Origin of the sequence: Burkholderia sp. Ax-1719, from assembly GCF_011753055.1 — a bacterium.
Classification (GTDB): Bacteria; Pseudomonadota; Gammaproteobacteria; order Burkholderiales; family Burkholderiaceae; genus Paraburkholderia.
Window position 1 is genome coordinate 174,583 of record NZ_VWWJ01000003.1, and the last position, 16,286, is coordinate 190,868.

At 63.1% G+C, this 16,286-nt stretch carries 13 protein-coding genes and 1 tRNA gene; 2 read left to right on the forward strand and 12 right to left on the reverse strand.

Annotated features, from left to right (window positions below):
* Positions 1 to 77: 77 nt before the first annotated feature.
* From F3J17_RS08260 to F3J17_RS08275, 4 genes are read right to left on the reverse strand one after another with little or no spacing between them, the layout of a single operon-like run.
* On the reverse strand, positions 78 to 1,709 hold the full coding sequence (locus F3J17_RS08260) for an ABC transporter ATP-binding protein (RefSeq protein ID WP_167055975.1): 1,632 nt from the start codon (positions 1,707 to 1,709) through the stop codon (positions 78 to 80).
* On the reverse strand, positions 1,706 to 2,812 hold the full coding sequence (locus F3J17_RS08265; protein WP_167055978.1) for an ABC transporter permease: 1,107 nt from the start codon (positions 2,810 to 2,812) through the stop codon (positions 1,706 to 1,708). Before F3J17_RS08265 ends, F3J17_RS08260 begins: the two co-directional genes overlap by 4 nt.
* 1 nt (position 2,813) lies before the next feature.
* Positions 2,814 to 3,851: an ABC transporter permease subunit gene (locus tag F3J17_RS08270; RefSeq protein ID WP_167055981.1), complete on the reverse strand. Its 1,038-nt coding sequence runs from the start codon at positions 3,849 to 3,851 to the stop codon at positions 2,814 to 2,816.
* A 25-nt stretch (positions 3,852 to 3,876) separates the two neighbouring features.
* On the reverse strand, positions 3,877 to 5,700 hold the full coding sequence (locus F3J17_RS08275) for an extracellular solute-binding protein (RefSeq protein WP_240160875.1): 1,824 nt from the start codon (positions 5,698 to 5,700) through the stop codon (positions 3,877 to 3,879).
* 241 nt (positions 5,701 to 5,941) lie between these two features.
* Between F3J17_RS08275 and fabI the strand changes: the two genes are divergently transcribed.
* Positions 5,942 to 6,733, forward strand: a complete 792-nt coding sequence (gene fabI, locus F3J17_RS08280) for an enoyl-ACP reductase FabI (protein WP_167055987.1) — start codon at positions 5,942 to 5,944, stop codon at positions 6,731 to 6,733.
* Between the two features lie 133 nt (positions 6,734 to 6,866).
* Here the strand turns inward: fabI and F3J17_RS08285 are convergent, their stop codons facing one another.
* The 8 genes from F3J17_RS08285 to cysS form a co-directional block, all read right to left on the reverse strand.
* The gene (locus F3J17_RS08285; protein WP_167055989.1) at positions 6,867 to 7,205 is read right to left on the reverse strand and encodes a hypothetical protein; all 339 of its coding nucleotides are present in this window, start codon (positions 7,203 to 7,205) and stop codon (positions 6,867 to 6,869) included.
* 448 nt (positions 7,206 to 7,653) lie between these two features.
* Positions 7,654 to 7,806 (reverse strand): hypothetical protein, encoded by a 153-nt coding sequence (locus F3J17_RS08290; RefSeq protein ID WP_167055992.1) that lies wholly within the window; start codon positions 7,804 to 7,806, stop codon positions 7,654 to 7,656.
* 281 nt (positions 7,807 to 8,087) lie between these two features.
* A tRNA-Ser gene (locus tag F3J17_RS08295) sits at positions 8,088 to 8,181 on the reverse strand.
* A 184-nt stretch (positions 8,182 to 8,365) separates the two neighbouring features.
* Positions 8,366 to 9,616 carry an aspartate kinase gene (locus F3J17_RS08300; protein WP_167055995.1) on the reverse strand — a complete coding sequence of 417 codons (1,251 nt, stop codon included), beginning with the start codon at positions 9,614 to 9,616 and terminating at the stop codon, positions 8,366 to 8,368.
* 490 nt (positions 9,617 to 10,106) lie between these two features.
* The gene (gene tilS / locus F3J17_RS08305; RefSeq protein ID WP_167055998.1) at positions 10,107 to 11,552 is read right to left on the reverse strand and encodes a tRNA lysidine(34) synthetase TilS; all 1,446 of its coding nucleotides are present in this window, start codon (positions 11,550 to 11,552) and stop codon (positions 10,107 to 10,109) included.
* A 48-nt stretch (positions 11,553 to 11,600) separates the two neighbouring features.
* Complete coding sequence (locus tag F3J17_RS08310; protein ID WP_167056001.1) at positions 11,601 to 12,572, reverse strand: acetyl-CoA carboxylase carboxyltransferase subunit alpha; 972 nt, start codon at positions 12,570 to 12,572, stop codon at positions 11,601 to 11,603.
* 195 nt (positions 12,573 to 12,767) lie between these two features.
* The gene (locus tag F3J17_RS08315) at positions 12,768 to 13,751 is read right to left on the reverse strand and encodes a DNA-3-methyladenine glycosylase (protein WP_167056004.1); all 984 of its coding nucleotides are present in this window, start codon (positions 13,749 to 13,751) and stop codon (positions 12,768 to 12,770) included.
* 47 nt (positions 13,752 to 13,798) lie between these two features.
* Entirely contained in the window at positions 13,799 to 15,199 is a 1,401-nt protein-coding gene (gene cysS / locus F3J17_RS08320; protein ID WP_167056007.1) for a cysteine--tRNA ligase, read from the reverse strand.
* A 293-nt stretch (positions 15,200 to 15,492) separates the two neighbouring features.
* On the opposite strand from cysS, the gene F3J17_RS08325 reads away from it, so the two are divergent.
* Positions 15,493 to 16,194, forward strand: coding sequence for a tetratricopeptide repeat protein (locus F3J17_RS08325; RefSeq protein ID WP_167056010.1), 702 nt, complete (start codon positions 15,493 to 15,495; stop codon positions 16,192 to 16,194).
* Positions 16,195 to 16,286: the final 92 nt, after the last annotated feature.

A 16,286-nucleotide genomic window follows, 5' to 3' on the forward strand; every position in this document is an offset into this window, starting at 1 on the left:
CAAATAGAAAAATTCAATCGCGACGCGCACCTCATTGGTGAATTTCACCAAAAATCCCCCTAAAGTTCTCAGGACGTTCAGCGATCGAAGGCAGCTTTCAGCAACTTTCGCGTGTAAGCGTGACTGGGGTCGTCAAAGATTTTTGTTACATCTCCGGCTTCGACGATTTCGCCGTTCTGCATCACGGCCACGCGATGCGCCATCGCCCCGATCACCGCCAGGTCATGGCTGATGAATACGTAGCCCAGGTTGTATTTGCGTTGCAGGTCCGTCAACAATCGCAGCACCTGCTGCTGGATCGAGACGTCGAGCGCGCTGGTCGGTTCATCGAGCACAATCACGCGCGGCTCCAGCACCAGCGTGCGCGCGATGGCGATACGCTGACGCTGGCCGCCGGAAAACTCGTGCGGATAGCGTTGCAGCGCCGTGCGGTCGAGTCCCACTTCGCGCAGCACCGCGACGATGCGTTTGCGGCGCTCGTCGGCGGATAGATCGGGGCGATGCAGCGCCAGCCCCTCCCCCACGATGCGCTCGATGGTCTGACGCGGTGAAAGCGAACTAAAAGGATCTTGAAAGACCACCTGCAGATGCGAGCGCAGACCAAGCCGCTCGCGCCCCTGATAGCTCGCGATCGGTCGCCCCTGGAACTCGACGCCGCCGCCTGCAGTTCGTTGCAGACCCAACAAGGCCATCGCCAGCGTCGACTTTCCCGACCCCGATTCGCCGACGATGCCCAGCGTCTCGCCCTGCCTCACCGACACGCTCGCATCGTAGACCGCGCGAAAGCGCCCGCGACGCCACCAGCCCTTGAAGCCCGGCAGCTTCGTCGCGAAATCGACGCTCACATCCTTCGCTTCCAGCAATACGGGCGCAATCGGCAGCACGGGCAGCACGTTGCGTTCGGGTCGGCTGGCAATGAGCCGTTGCGTATAGGGATGCTGCGGCGACGCGAAAATCTGCTCGACCGCGCCGGTTTCCACCAGCCTGCCCTTCTCCATCACCGCCACGCGCTGCGCGAAGCGGCGCACGAGGTTCAGGTCGTGCGTAATCAGCAGCACGGACATGCCGCGCCGCGCCGCCTCCTCACGCTGCAGTTCGAGCAGCAGATCGACGATCTGGCCGCGGATCGTCACGTCGAGCGCCGTGGTGGGCTCGTCCGCCAGCAAGAGGCGCGGACGGCACGCCAGCGCCATCGCGATCATCACGCGCTGGCGCTGCCCGCCCGACAGCTGATGCGGATAGCTGAACAGCCGGCGGCGCGGCTCGGGAATGCCGGTGCGCTCCAGCAGCCCCACCGCGCGCTCGTACGCCTCCTTCTTCGACACGCCATCGTGCAGCACGATGGTTTCGGCGATCTGCACGCCGATCGTGTAGAGCGGATTGAGCGCCGTCATCGGCTCCTGGAAAATCATGGCGATGTCGTTGCCGCGCAGGCCGCGCATCGCGCGTTCGTTCTTCGCGAGCAGATCGTCGCCGTCCAGACGGATCGCGCCTTCGATGCGCGCGTCGCGCAGCAGGCGAAGGATCGCCAGCGCGGTCACCGTCTTGCCGGAACCGGATTCGCCCACCAGCGCCACGCGCTCGCCGCGCCCGATTGCGAGCGCGATATCGTCCACAGCCAGCGTGTCGCCGAAACGCACGCTCAAATGCTCGATCGACAGCAACGGTGCGCCGTTGATCGAACCGATCGTTTCAGGCAACGCGCTCATTGATTGCCTCCGGCCTTCATGGCGTCGGAGATGCGTGTGTCGAGCGCGTTGCGCAGCGCGTCGCCCATGAAAGTGAGCAGCAGCAGCGTGACTACGAGTACGCCGAACGTCGACATCGAAATCCACCAGGCGTCCAGATTGCCCTTGCCCTGCGCGAGCAGCTCACCAAGACTCGGCGTAGGCGGCGGCACGCCCAGCCCCAGAAAATCGAGGCTCGTCAGCGCGAGAATCGACCCGCTCATGCGAAACGGCAGGAATGTGATGACCGGCGTGAGGCTGTTCGGCAGCACATGACGCCAGATGATCTGCCAGTTCGACAAGCCCATCGCACGCGCCGCGATCACGTAATCCTGATTGCGGTTGCGCAGAAATTCGGCGCGCACGTAATCCGACAAGCCGATCCAGCCGAACAGCGACAGCAGCACGATCAACAAGATGAAGCCCGGTTCGAAGATCGACGCGAAGATGATGAGCAGATACAACTCCGGCAGTGCGCTCCATATCTCGATCAGGCGCTGCCCGACGATATCGATACGCCCGCCGAAATAGCCCTGAAACGCGCCCGCCAGCACGCCCAGCACGGTGCCAATGGCCGTGAGCACCAGCCCGAACTCCACCGATACCTTGAAGCCGTACAGCAGCCGAGCGAACAGATCGCGCCCGCTCGCATCGGTGCCGAGCCAGTTCTGGCGCGAAGGCGGCGCGGGATTGGGCACTTTCGAAAAATAGTTGAGCGTGTCGTAGTAATACGGGTTCGGCGGATAGAGCGCGAAGTTGCCGGGCGCGTCGAAGCGATGGCGGATATACGGATCGAGATAGTCGGCGGGCGTCGGGAAGTCGCCGCCGAAGGCCGTTTCCGGATAGTCCTTGATGAGCGGGAAATACAGATGGCCGTCGTAGCGCACGACGATCGGCTTGTCGTTGCACCAGAGCGGGCCCGCGAGGCTCGCCACGAAAGCAACGATAAAGATAATCAGGCTCCAGTAGCCCAGCCGTTGCTGCTTGAAGCGCAGCCAGACGCGGCGTGCAGGCGTGGGCGACTTGAAGGCGCGCACGCTCTCGGTGCGCAGTTCGGGTTCGGCGCCGGTGCGGACTCGGTTCAACTCAGCGCTCCAGTTGTTCGAATTGGATGCGGGGATCGACCCACACGTAGCAAAGATCGGAGATCAGCTTGGTCAACAGGCCGATCAGCGTGAAGAGATACAGCGTGCCCAGCACGACCGGATAGTCCCGCCGCACCACGGATTCATACGAGAGCAGACCCAGCCCGTCGAGCGAGAACAGCGTCTCGATCAGCAGGCTGCCCGTGAAAAACGCGCCGATAAAGGCTGCGGGAAAACCCACCACGAGCGGCAGCAGCGCATTGCGGAATACGTGCTTCCAGAGCACGGTGCGCTCGGACAAGCCCTTCGCGCGCGCCGTCAGCACGTACTGACGGCGAATCTCTTCGAGGAACGCGTTCTTGGTGAGCATGGTCGTCACCGCGAAGCTGCCCACCACCGACGCCGTCACCGGCAGCGTAATGTGCCAGAGGTAATCGACGATCTTGCCGCCGAGCGACAGCGTGTCCCAATCATCCGAGGTGAGATTGCGCAGCGGGAACAATTGCAGGAAGCTGCCGCCGCCGAACAGCACGAGAAGCAGCACGCCCAGCACGAAACCCGGAATCGCATAGCCGATCAGCACGATCAGACTCGTGACCAGATCGAAGCGCGAGCCGTTGCGCACCGCCTTGGCGATGCCCAACGGCACCGATATCAGATACGTGAGAAAGAACGTCCACAAGCCGATGCTGATCGACACCGGCAATTTGGAGATGACCAGCGACCACACGCTCTGATGATGAAAATAGCTCTGCCCCAGATCGAAGCGCGCAAAGCGGCTGAGCATCATGAAGTAGCGTTGTAACGGAGGTTTATCGAAGCCGTAGAGTTGCTTGAGTTGCTCGATCTGCTGCTTGTCCACGCCCGAATGCGCGCGCATGCCGAACGGCATGCCCTGCTCCGCGCCGCGCCGCAAATCGCGCACGGCCTGTTCGACGGGACCGCCCGGCACGAACTGGATTACGGCGAAGGTCAGCGTGAGCACGCCAAGCAGCGTCGGGATCATCAGCAGCAGGCGTTTGACGATGTAGCTCCACATGATTCTGTGCTCGCTTCGAAGATGATCAGTGCTGCGGTTGCTGTAACGTCTGCGCTGGCGCTGAATTTGGCGACTTCAGCCACCACGTCGAGATGATCCAGTCGATCGCGCCATAGTACAGCGGCAGCTTCGCCGGATACGCGAGCGTGTTTTTATACGCCACGCGATGCGTCGCGCTGTACCACTGCGGCACCACATAGTAGCCGTGCATCAACACCCGGTCGAGCGCGTGAGTCGCATCGAGCAGTTGCTCGCGGGTCTGCGCCTGCATCAGCGCCTTGATGATGGCATCCACCGCCGGCGACTTCAGGCCGATCAGATTGCCCGAACCGGATTCGCCCGCCGCCTTGCTGCCAAAGCGGTCGAGCTCTTCCGCGCCCGGCACCTGCACGTCGGGGAATTTGATGGTGGTGAGATCGAAGTCGAAATCGTCCAGACGCTTCTGGTAGAGCGCAAAATCCACCGACCGATAGTTCACGCCGATCCCCAGACGCGCGAGCGCCTTGGTGTACTGCGCCATGATCGGCGCCCATTGCGCGGACGCCGCCGTATCGTCGAGCACTTCGATCACGAACGGATCGCCCTTCGCATTGCGCAGCGCGCCGTCTCGATACGTCCAGCCCGCATCGGCCAGCAGCGCGCGCGCCTTGAGCAGGTTTGCGCGCAGGGAACCCGGCGGGTTGGTATCCGGCTGCGCGGGCGGCGGCCCGAACACGGCCGGATCCAGTTGCGAGCGCAACGGTTCGAGCAAGGCCATTTCGCCCGGCGACGGCGGCCCCTTGGCCTGCAGATCGGTATTGACGAACCAGCTGTCGATGCGCCGATACTGGCTATAGAACAGCATGCGGTTGAGCCACTGGAAGTCGAGCGCGAGATCGAGCGCCTGGCGCACGCGCACGTCCTGAAACATCGGCTTGCGCATGTTGATCACATAGCCCTGCATGCCGGTGCCGTTGTGCTGCGGGAATTCGCGCTTCACCAGTTCGCCGCTGTCGAACTTCTTGCCGATATCGCGCCGCACCCAGTTGCGCGCGACGTATTCGACCAGCGCGTCGTATTCACCGGCCTTGAACGCTTCGAGCCGCGCGACGTCGTCCGAATAGAGCTTGTAGACGATGCGATCGAAATTGTTCTGCCCCACGCGCACGGGCAGATCGCGGCCCCAATAGTGATCGTCGCGCTTGTAGGTGATGGTGCGGCCATTCGAGTAACGCTCGATCACATACGGACCGCTGCCGATGGGCTGCTCGAACGCCAGCTGGTCGAACGCGATGCGCGTGCCGTCGGCGCGCAAACCCCACTTATGCGAAAACACCGGCAGGCCGCCCGCGATCAATGGCAATTCGCGGTTGTTGTTGCGGAACTCGAAGCGGATCGTGGCCGGATCGACCACCACGGCGCGCAGGATATCGCTGTAGTACGCCTGCATCGAAGGCGCAGCCTGACGGCTCTTGAGCGTGTCGAGCGAGAACTTCACGTCTGCGGCGGTGACGGGATCGCCGTTCGAAAAGCGCGCGTGCGGATTCAGATGAAACGTCACAGAAAGACGATCGGGCGCGATGTTGATATCGTCGGCGAGCAGTCCGTAGGCCGAGGCCACCTCGTCCATGCTGCCCGTCGTCAGGCTCTCGAACAGCATGCCGATCCCCGGCGCCACGTTGCCGCGCAGCGTGAACGGGTTGAACTTGTCGAAGCTCGTCGAGCGGTCCGGATTCGCGAGCACCAGCGTGCCGCCGTGAGGGGCGTCCGGATTGACGTAGTCGAAGTGCTTGAAATCAGCGGGGTATTTGGGCTCGCCGTACTGCGCGATCGCGTAGACCGCGTGGGCGGCGGGCATCGTGATCCACATCAGCGCAAAGGCGGCGGTGATGGCCGCGAAGGCTCGCTCGACGTAACCGGCGCGTCCAGCATGTCGGGCATGTCCTTCGCGTCTTGCGGTTAGCCACACTGTGCTGCCTCGCGTTCCTGTCGTCATAGATCGGGGTGTCCGGTGTGCCTGGTCTGGTGTGAGAGAATTCTACCCAAACCGCGTCACGACGCGCGCGGCATCGGCTGCGCTGAATCTGCATTGAACCTGTTTGGGAGCAATCATGGGATTTCTCGCTGGCAAACGCATTCTGCTCACCGGCCTGCTGTCGAACCGCTCGATTGCTTATGGCATCGCGCAGGCATGCAGGCGCGAAGGGGCCGAGCTCGCCTTCACGTACGTGGGCGAGCGCTTCAAGGAGCGCATCTCCGAGTTCGCGCAGGAGTTCGGCACTGACCTCGTATTCCCCTGCGACGTAGCCGACGATGCCCAGATCGACGCACTCTTCGTCGATCTCAAACAGCATTGGGACACACTCGACGGTCTGGTGCATTCGATTGGCTTCGCGCCGCGCGAAGCCATCGCGGGCGATTTTCTCGACGGCATGACGCGCGAGAATTTCCGCATTGCACACGATATCTCGGCCTATAGTTTCCCGGCGCTCGCCAAGGCCGCTCAGCCGATGCTGTCCGCCAACGCGGCGCTGCTCACCCTCACCTATCTCGGCGCAGAGCGTGCGATTCCGAACTACAACACCATGGGCCTGGCGAAGGCGTCGCTCGAAGCAAGTGTGCGTTATCTCGCCGTGTCGCTCGGCGCGAAGGGCGTGCGCGTGAATGGCATCTCGGCCGGCCCGATCAAGACGCTCGCGGCAAGCGGCATCAAGGGCTTCGGCAAGATCCTGGAGTTCGTTGAACACAATGCGCCATTGCAGCGCAATGTCACGATTGAACAGGTCGGCAACACGGCCGCGTTTCTGCTTTCGGATCTGGCAGGCGGTGTGACGGCAGAGATCGTGCATGTCGATGCGGGCTTCAATGCCGTTGTCGGCGGCATGGCGCATCTGGGCGAGTGACGCTCCAGCCTTGAGTTTCGTTGCGCGTACAACAGTGTCAAGCGACAAAAAAAGCCGCCCAAGGGCGGCTTTTTCTTGCCAGTGCGATGCGTGCTCAGCGACGGGAGACACGCACGACGCCGGATAAACGGGCTTAGTGCCAATGTCCCGGAGGACCACCGCGGTCCCAACCCGGGCCACGACCGTAGCCGCCGCCATGATGGCGATACCAGTCATCGCGGCCCCAGTAACGGCGGCCATCCCAGTAACGGTCGCCATGCCAGCCGATCACGATCGCCGGCGCTGCATAGTACGGCGCGGGCTGATAAACGACGGGCGGCGGAGGCGGCGGAGCATAGACCGGCGCGGGCGCGACATAAACCGGGGCCGGAATACCGATGTTGACACCGACGCTCACGCCAGCGAAGGCCGCGCTCGACGCACCGATAGCCAAGCCCCCGAGCAGCATTGCAACAACACGAGCGAACTTCATGGACTCACCTTTTGGGGTTGATGTTTTGTTGAAGCCAATATAGCGCAGGCTCCCCAGCCCGCGTATTTCAACTTTGTAAGAACTGATGCACAAAAGCACGCCATGCAGGGCTGCGTAACGTCCAGTTACATCAGACGGGCAGCCGCAACGAATACGCCTGAAAAAGCGCGCTTCGGGCAATCCTCCGGGCGTGATTGCCGCGTAGGAAGCAACCGTTTGCGTACGGCGAAAACGTCGCCCTGAATACAGCGACCCGGAGGATATCACCGCTTTGCATCAAGCGTGAGCGCCAGCACAGGCTGTTTTCGAATACGCATCTTCAATACGCGGCGCTACCCTACGGCAGCATGCGATATGCCTGCCGAATCGCTTACAACCGTCCTTCCAATCTATTTCGCCGCTGCTAAGTCGCGCAGCATTTGATCCGGACTACGTATCAATATCGAGCTTATCGATAGTCGGTCAGCACGGTCACGAACGCAGCATGGGCTCCCCGACCGTCCGACGTGGGCACGAAGGTCATGACACCGCCTGAAGCCCCCACGCGATAGCTGCCGGTTGCGTCACGTTCGAGCCGATGACCCGCGCCATCGACGAACATCGACGAACATCGGCGCGTAGCATCGCGTTGGATGCGCTGGTGATGTTGACGGTCGTGGCAAAATCTTGATTGCTAGCTGGAAGACGCGAATGCATCGCGCCACTTCTGTCAGAACATCTTGAAATTAAGCGGAAATCGAGAAATGTCGTAGTCCTATCGGACTGCGTTGACTGACTCACCGCGAGTGCGGCAGGTCCACATTGAACCGCGCAGCGAAAAACGCCGCGGAAAAAGAAAAACCCCGCAAGCCGAGACTTGCGGGGTTTCCACCGCCATTTTACTGGCGGAGACGGAGGGATTCGAACCCTCGATCCAGGTTTTGGCCCAGATGCTCCCTTAGCAGGGGAGTGCCTTCGACCTCTCGGCCACGTCTCCCGAAAACCTCGTTGGCGCCAGGGAGGCAGCGCAACGAAGCCAAGATAATAGCGGGTTAAATCCGATCGGTCAATTCATAAGACGCTTTTTTTGCTAACTTTTTTCAGCAAGCATTCTGAAGCATCCAGAACGCAGCATCTCAAGACCGAAAGACCGTCACACCGCCGTCATCATCAGCAAGGCATCAAGCCTGTTCGAGTTCGAACGCCTTGTGCAGCGCGCGCACGGCGAGCTCCATGTACTTCTCGTCGATCAGCACCGAGATCTTGATTTCCGAGGTCGAGATCATCTGGATGTTGATGCCCTCTTCCGACAGCGTGCGGAACATCTTGCTCGCCACGCCCACGTGCGAGCGCATACCCACGCCGACCACGGAGACCTTCGAGACCTTCGCGTCGCCGAGCACCTTCTCCGCGCTCACGTGACCTTGCACCGTGTTCGTGAGAACGTCGACAGCGCGTTGATAGTCGCCGCGCGGCACCGTGAACGTGAAGTCGGTCTTGCCGTCCACGCTCTGGTTCTGGATGATCATGTCGACGTCGATGTTCGCGTCCGCCACCGGGCCGAGGATCTGATACGCGATGCCGGGCTTGTCGGGGACGCCCGCCACGATGATGCGGGCCTCGTCGCGCTGGAACGCGATACCCGAGATGACTGCTTTTTCCATGGTCTCGTCTTCTTCAAAAGTGATCAGGGTGCCCGACTTCATTTCCGCGTCGAGGTCCATCATCGGGTCGGTCAGGCTGGAGAGCACGCGCGTCTTCACCTGATACTTGCCCGCGAATTCGACCGAGCGGATCTGCAGCACCTTCGAGCCGAGGCTGGCCATTTCCAGCATCTCTTCGAAGGTGATGCGGTCGAGGCGCCGTGCGTCGTCCACCACGCGCGGGTCGGTCGTGTACACGCCGTCCACGTCGGTGTAGATGAGGCATTCGTCGGCCTTGAGCGCGGCTGCGACTGCAACCGCCGAGGTGTCCGAGCCGCCGCGGCCGAGCGTGGTGATGTGGCCTTCGGGGTCGATGCCCTGGAAGCCCGTGATCACGACTACCTTGCCGGCGTCGAGATCGGCCATCACGCGTTCGCCGTCGATGTCGTTGATGCGCGCCTTCGTGAAGGCGCTATCCGTTTTGACCGGCACTTGCCAGCCGGTGTAGCTGATGGCGTCCACGCCCGCTTCCTGCAGCGCGATCGAGAGCAGACCGACGCTCACCTGTTCGCCGGTCGACGCAATCATGTCGAGCTCGCGCGGGTTCGGCTGCGGCGAAATCTCTTTCGCGAGACCGAGCAGACGATTGGTTTCGCCGGACATCGCCGAGGGCACGACGACCATCTTGTGGCCGGCCTTGTGCCATTTGGCAACGCGCTTGGCAACGTTCTTGATGCGCTCGACCGAGCCCATCGAGGTGCCGCCGTATTTGTGTACGATGAGTGCCATTGTCGTTCTGAACTGGAGATGTTACCGCGCTGGCGCGCCGTAGCTGGCGCTGCCTGAGAGGACGGTGAGGCCGGGTTGCATACGCGGATTGGCATACAAGACGACCAGGGACCGGACCGCGGCAGCGGCTTGGCGCGTGCAGCACACGCGGAATTTGCCCCGGAACCGCGAAGCCAGGGTGGTTCACGAATTCCGCCCGCACACCGCTACGACGTCCTTGCAATCGTCGGATACCGCTGGAAGGAAAAATCGCGCCTTCAACGGGAAGCGCCGCTTTTGACGGCGTCCGTGAACGCGAAAAAGCGGGCTGGACAAACAACTTACCCTACCCGATCAAGGTCGAAATTACAAGACCAAAGTAGCCGCGAGGTCGCCAAAAAGGCTTGTGCGGCAAGGATTTGCGGCTTTCGCGTCACGCTTTACGCGCGTGAGCCAGATGCGCCGACGGCGCGTTCAACGCTGTTCGGCAAAAATGACCTGAGCACGTTGTTCACGCAATCTGCAGGTCTTCACGCCATTCGATGCGCCGCCAGGGTCCGGGGCGTGCTGCTTCCTCGTCGCCCAGCGCCGAACGGTTCACGCCGATGCGGGGCACGAACAGCAGCGTCTCGCCGCTATAAAGCAGCGGCACGTCGCGCTCCCACGCCGGTATGCCGCGCGACTGGAACAGGTTCTTGAGCGTGCGGCTCAGATTCGCCGCCTCATCGCGCAGACGCTCGCCGCCCGCGCGCTCACGCGCCACCAGCGGCGCGCGCTGCAGCACCGATTCAGGCACCGCGTCGGGATCGCTCTCGTCGGCGGCCGCGAAAACATAGGTGCCGCGCCAGCCCGGCAGGCGCCAGATTTCCTCGCCGCGCCAGCTCAATTGCACCGGCTCACGCAGCGCGCCCTCACCCGTTCGTGGCAGATCGGCGGCGGATGTCGCCGTGTCCCAGCAGACTTCGCCGCGATAACAGCGCAGCGTGCGGCCAGCATGATCGACGCGCAGTGCGTGGTCGTCGCCATCGCGCGCGATCTCGCGCAACTGGCGCAGGGCGTCGGCGAGCCGCGCGGTGGAAGCCGCGGGCATGCCGAGTGAGCGCATCCAGTAGCGCAACAGATTCAGCGCACGCGCATCGTCGAGAGCAACGAGCGCGGTATGTGAGATGGCGTCGGGTGTCGTCGCGCAAGCCGCCAGCAGATCGCCTCGCGCAAGCTCGTCGAGTAGACCTTGCGCCGATGCGGCATGCGCCGCCGTGCGCGCAAGCGCCTCGCGAAAGCCCGGGAAATGCGCGGATAGCGCGGGCATCACGTCATGGCGCAGCGCGTTGCGCGCGTAGCGCGTATCGGCGTTCGATTCGTCTTCGATCCAGCGCAGGTCGTGCGCGTGCGCGTAGCGTTCCAGTTGCACGCGCAACAAACCCAGCAAGGGCCGCACGCGCGTCACGCCGCCCGCCACTTCGCGTGCGGGCGCCATGGCGGCGAGTCCCGCGAGACCCGCGCCGCGCAGCAATTGCAGCAGCACGGTTTCGGCCTGATCGTCGGCGTGCTGGGCGAGCCACAGCGAGTGCACCGCATGCGCGGCGCACATCGCGTCGAGCGCACGATAACGCGCGTCGCGCGCCGCCGCCTCCACGCCTGCGCCATCGTCGGGCGCGACGTCTACGCGGCGTGCGTCGAAGCTCACGCCATACGCCCGCGCCGTCGCATCGCAATGCGCCAGCCAGGCATCGGCATTCGGACTCAGCCCGTGATGGACATGGAACGCGTACAGCCGGTCCGCGCCCACCGCGCGCACGGCTGCATCGAGCAGCACGGAAGAATCGAGGCCGCCGCTATAAGCGATCGCAATACGCGCGTCGCCTGGCAGCGCAGAAAGCACAACGCCGAGAGCATCGCGAAGGATGCGCCCGGCGTCGGGGCCGGCGCTGTGGCCGGAATCGGAATGGGCAGTCACGTTTTGACGGCGCTTTCGCGCCGGCTGGCAGTGATGACGTCGTGCGCCTTACGCGCCCGGCGTCGTTTCCTTGTACTTGCCGTAAGCCATCAGGCGCTCGAAACGACGCTCCTTGAGTTCGGCGATGCTCATGCCCTGGAACTGGCGCAGCGAATCGGACAGCGCACGGCGCAGCAGCGCGGCCATGCCCTTCGGATCGCGATGCGCGCCGCCGAGCGGCTCGTTGACGATCTTGTCGATCAGGTTCAGCGCCTTCAGACGATGCGCCGTGAGGCCCAGCGCTTCAGCGGCGTCCGGCGCCTTCGCGGCGCTCTTCCACAGAATCGACGCGCAGCCTTCCGGCGAAATCACCGAGTACGTCGAGAACTGCAGCATCATGACCGTGTCGGCCACGGCGATCGCGAGCGCGCCACCCGAGCCGCCTTCGCCGATGATCGTCGTGATGATCGGCGTCTTGAGCTCAGCCATCACGTAGAGATTGTGGCCGATCGCTTCCGACTGGCCGCGCTCTTCCGCGCCGATGCCCGGGTAGGCGCCCGGCGTGTCGACGAAGGTGAAGATCGGCAGGCCGAACTTCTCGGCCAGACGCATCAGGCGCTCGGCCTTGCGATAGCCTTCCGGACGCGGCATGCCGAAGTTACGCGCAGCGCGCTCCTTCGTGTCGCGGCCCTTCTGGTGGCCGATGATCATGCAGGGCTGACCGTTGAAACGCGCCATACCGCCCACCACGGAAAGGTCGTCCGCGTACGAGCGGTCGCCATGCAGTTCGTGGAAGTCGGTGAACAGCTCGTTCACGTAGTCGAGCGTGTACGGGCGTTGCGGATGACGTGCGATCTGCGAAACCTGCCACGGGCTCAGGTTCGCGTAGAGGTCCTTCGTGAGCTGTTGGCTCTTCTTCGACAGGCGATCGATCTCTTCCGAAATATCGACGGCCGAGTCGTCCTGAACGAAGCGCAGTTCTTCGATCTTCGCTTCGAGTTCAGCGATCGGCTGTTCGAAATCCAGAAACGTGGTTTTCATGTGTTGGAATCCTTGCACTTTGCGGCAGCGCGTATTCTAACCGCGCCGGCCGAAGTCGAAATCGGAGCGGAACTATCGAATACAGGTAACGATAGGAAGATTCTTATCAAACTGAAAGACTCTTGAGAAGAAGGGCCGGAGCGCCGCGCCCGCCACTTCGCGCGGAGCACGCCGGCGCCCTCTTTTCCCTTTTACTCAAGCGTGTTCGAGGCTGCGCCACATATACCATGTTGCGACGGTTCGCCACGGCTCCCAGTTGGCCGCGACTTCACGCGCTTCGCTGCGCGTGACGGGTTCGCCGCTGAAGTAATTGACGCTGATCGCCTGGATGAGACCCAGGTCGTCGAGCGGCAGCACGTTCGGGCGCGCGAGATTGAAGATCAGGAACATCTCGGCGGTCCAGCGACCGATGCCGCGGATGGCCGTGAGTTCGGCGATCACGTCCTCGTCGTCCATCGTGGTCCATTTGCCCACGTGAAGCGCGCCCGAGACGAAATGCTGGGCGAGGTCGAGGATGTATTCCGTCTTGCGTTTCGACAGCCCACATGCCGCGAGCTTTTCGTGGCCGAGCTTGATGAACTGCTGCGGCACGAGCTTCGGGCACGCGGCTTCAACGCGCTTCCACAATGCCTGCGCCGCCGCCGTCGAAATCTGCTGGCCAACCACGGAACGCGCGAGCGTGACGAAGGGATCGTCGCTGCTCATCAGATGAACAGGGCCGAACTTCGGAATCAGCTTCTTGAGAATGCGGTCGCGCTTGACGAGATCCGCACAGGCGCGATCCCAGTAATCGGGGCGCACGACTTCATGTTCCGCGCCGCTCAACGGTGCGGCTGCGGCTTGCGCGGCGTCGCCCTGCGCGGCCTCAGGCTGCGCCGCGGGCATGATGCCCGTCCCGTCGATGGTGGCGCCATTGACCTTCGCGCGCGACTTTGCCGCGCCATTGAGCGCGTGCGCGTCGTCATCCGCTTGCGTCTGCTGCTGCGTTTTCGCGCCGCGTGCGGAGCCCGTCTTCGCCGTGCCCTTCTTCGCGCCGGCCGCCTTGGCGGCTTCGGCTTCCTGTTGCGCCGTGAGCGCGCCACCGCGCGCCGCACGTCGTGCGGCCGGGCTCGTTTCGTCGCCCGCCGCGCCCGTTAGCGACACAGACCGCCTGGCCTGCGTCTTCGTGGCCGTTGCCATCCTGCCTCCTGCCTCGCGAATCGATCAGTGGAAACTGGACAGCCCGCTTAAACGCGGCGCCACTCGGTCAATCCGCCCGGTTTGTCTTCGAGCGCGACACCGGCATCGAGCAGTTCGGCCCGGATCCGGTCCGCCTCCGCGTACTGCTTCGCCTGCTTCGCGGCCGTGCGTGCGGCGATCTTCGCTTCGATCGCGGCGCTGTCGAGCGCACCCGCCGCATCGAGCGCGCCTGCGCCTTGCTGCAGGAACGCACGCGGCTCGCGCACCAGCACGCCGAGCACGCGCGCCAGGCGCTGCAACTGGCGCGCCAGCACGGCGTCGCCCGTGCGATTCACTTCGGTTGCCAGTTCGAACAGCACCGAGATGGCGACCGGCGTGTTGAAGTCATCGTTCATCGCCGCGCTAAAACGCTGCGCATGCGCTTCGTTCCAGTCGAGCTCACCCGCATCCGGCGTCACATCCTTGAGCGCCGTGTACAGCCGCGTGAGCGCGCCGCGCGCGTCGTCGAGATGCACGTCGCTGTAGTTCAGCGGCGAACGGTAATGCGCGCGCGCCATGAAAAAGCGCACCACTTCGGCGTCGTACTTCGCCAGCACTTCGCGGATCGTAAAGAAGTTGCCGAGCGACTTCGACATCTTCTCGTTGTCGATATTGACGAACCCGTTGTGCATCCAGTAATTGACGAACTTCTCACCCGTCGCGCCTTCGCTCTGCGCGATTTCGTTCTCATGGTGCGGGAACTGCAGATCCTGGCCGCCGCCATGAATGTCGAAATGATCGCCGAGCAGCGTGCAACCCATCGCCGAACATTCGATGTGCCAGCCCGGACGACCGCGACCGTACTTCGAGTCCCAGCTGGTATCGGCCGGCTCTTCCGGTTTTGCCTGTTTCCACAGTACGAAGTCAAGCGGATCCTGCTTGGCATCGTTCGCGGCCACACGTTCGCCCGAACGCAGGTCTTCGAGCGACTTGCCCGAGAGCGCGCCGTAATGCGCGAACTTGCGCACCGCGTAATTCACGTCGCCGTCCGAACCCTGATAGGCGTAGCCGTTCTTTTCCAGCATGCCGATCATATCGAGCATCTGCGGAATGAATTCAGTCGCGCGCGGCTCGTGATCGGGACGCTCGACGCCGAGCGCATCCGCGTCTTCATGCAGCGCCGCGATATAGCGGTCGGTGAGCGCCTTGATGGTTTCGCCGTTCTCTACCGCGCGACGAATGATCTTGTCGTCGATGTCGGTGATGTTGCGCACATAGGTCACCTGGTAACCGAGCGTGCGCAGCCAGCGCTGCACAATATCGAACACCACCATCACACGCGCGTGGCCAACGTGACAATAGTCGTACACCGTCATGCCACAGACGTACATGCGTACGACGCCGGGCTCGAGTGGCACGAAATTTTGCTTGTCACGCGCGAGCGTGTTGTAGATGCGCAGTGATTCCATAAAGACGGTGGATACGTGGGTCGAAAGAAATCCGCAGCAGCGCCGACAGCAGCCCGTGGGTGCAAGGCACCGCATTGCTCGAGGCTGCATACAGTCGCGCTCAATCAGTCATCAGGGCGGAGACGACCACGAGTGGCGAAAGAAAGCCGGGCATTTCGCGGGAGCCGACCGTCCGGAATCGGGACTGCAACGAACCGGAACAGGCGCTCAACCTGCGCGCAGCCAAAGCGCGCGACGAAACGCACAGACCTTTTGTTAGAATGGCTCGGAGTATAACACCGCGACCTCACCCTATGAAATCTTCCAGCGGCCGCGCGCCTCGCGCTGCGACCTTTGCCATGGCGGCTCTCGCGAGCGTTGCGATCGTTCTTTGCGGCGCTCGCGCAGCCCATGCGGCGCCCCCCGCGACGGCCGACGGCACGCCCGGCGCAGACAGTGCAATTGCCCAGCACAACTGGGCCGCGGCGCTCACGGAACTCGACGCGCGCATCAAGTCGAACCCGCGCGACGTGCAGGCGAAATTCAAGCGCGCGACCATCCTCGCGCGCCTGGGCCGCGACGACGACGCCATCCAGGCGTTCACCGAACTCACGCAGACGTACCCCGAATTGCCCGAGCCGTACAACAACCTGGCGGCGCTCTACGCGAAGCACGGTCACTACGACGAAGCGCGCATTGCGCTGGAGACGGCTACCAAGGCCAATCCGTCGTACACGCTCGCATGGGAGAATCTCGGCGACCTGTATCTGCGTCTGGCTTCGGCTTCGTATCACCGCGCGAGCTCGCTCGGTCACACGAGCGGCGCGACCCAGCAACGCCTCGCCGACATCGACAAGATCGTGAACCCGCCGGCCGCGACCAAGGCCGCACGCGCGGCTGCCGCAGCCGGCGCGAGCGCCACGCGCGTGGGCCCGATGCTCGACAATCCGGTGTACCAGTTCGGTGGCCCGACCGGGTCGCTGGCGATGCCGCCCTTCATGGCGCCGTCGAACTAAGTTTCGTCGCTATAAGCCGTCGAACCAGGCCGGCGCGCGCCAGAACAGCAAGCCACTCAGCAAACCGCGCGCGTCGACATGTTTTTCCCGTA

Bases quoted from the DNA above. Each gene is read 5' to 3' on its own strand.
- F3J17_RS08260 (WP_167055975.1), bottom strand. From the start codon at position 1,709: ATGAGCGCGTTGCCTGAAACGATCGGTTCGATCAACGGCGCACCGTTG.
- F3J17_RS08270 (WP_167055981.1), bottom strand. From the start codon at position 3,851: ATGTGGAGCTACATCGTCAAACGCCTGCTGCTGATGATCCCGACGCTG.
- F3J17_RS08275 (WP_240160875.1), bottom strand. From the start codon at position 5,700: ATGTGGATCACGATGCCCGCCGCCCACGCGGTCTACGCGATCGCGCAG.
- fabI (WP_167055987.1), top strand. From the start codon at position 5,942: ATGGGATTTCTCGCTGGCAAACGCATTCTGCTCACCGGCCTGCTGTCG.
- F3J17_RS08285 (WP_167055989.1), bottom strand. From the start codon at position 7,205: ATGAAGTTCGCTCGTGTTGTTGCAATGCTGCTCGGGGGCTTGGCTATC.
- F3J17_RS08290 (WP_167055992.1), bottom strand. From the start codon at position 7,806: ATGTTCGTCGATGGCGCGGGTCATCGGCTCGAACGTGACGCAACCGGC.
- F3J17_RS08300 (WP_167055995.1), bottom strand. From the start codon at position 9,616: ATGGCACTCATCGTACACAAATACGGCGGCACCTCGATGGGCTCGGTC.
- F3J17_RS08310 (WP_167056001.1), bottom strand. From the start codon at position 12,572: ATGAAAACCACGTTTCTGGATTTCGAACAGCCGATCGCTGAACTCGAA.
- F3J17_RS08315 (WP_167056004.1), bottom strand. From the start codon at position 13,751: ATGGCAACGGCCACGAAGACGCAGGCCAGGCGGTCTGTGTCGCTAACG.
- cysS (WP_167056007.1), bottom strand. From the start codon at position 15,199: ATGGAATCACTGCGCATCTACAACACGCTCGCGCGTGACAAGCAAAAT.
- F3J17_RS08325 (WP_167056010.1), top strand. From the start codon at position 15,493: ATGAAATCTTCCAGCGGCCGCGCGCCTCGCGCTGCGACCTTTGCCATG.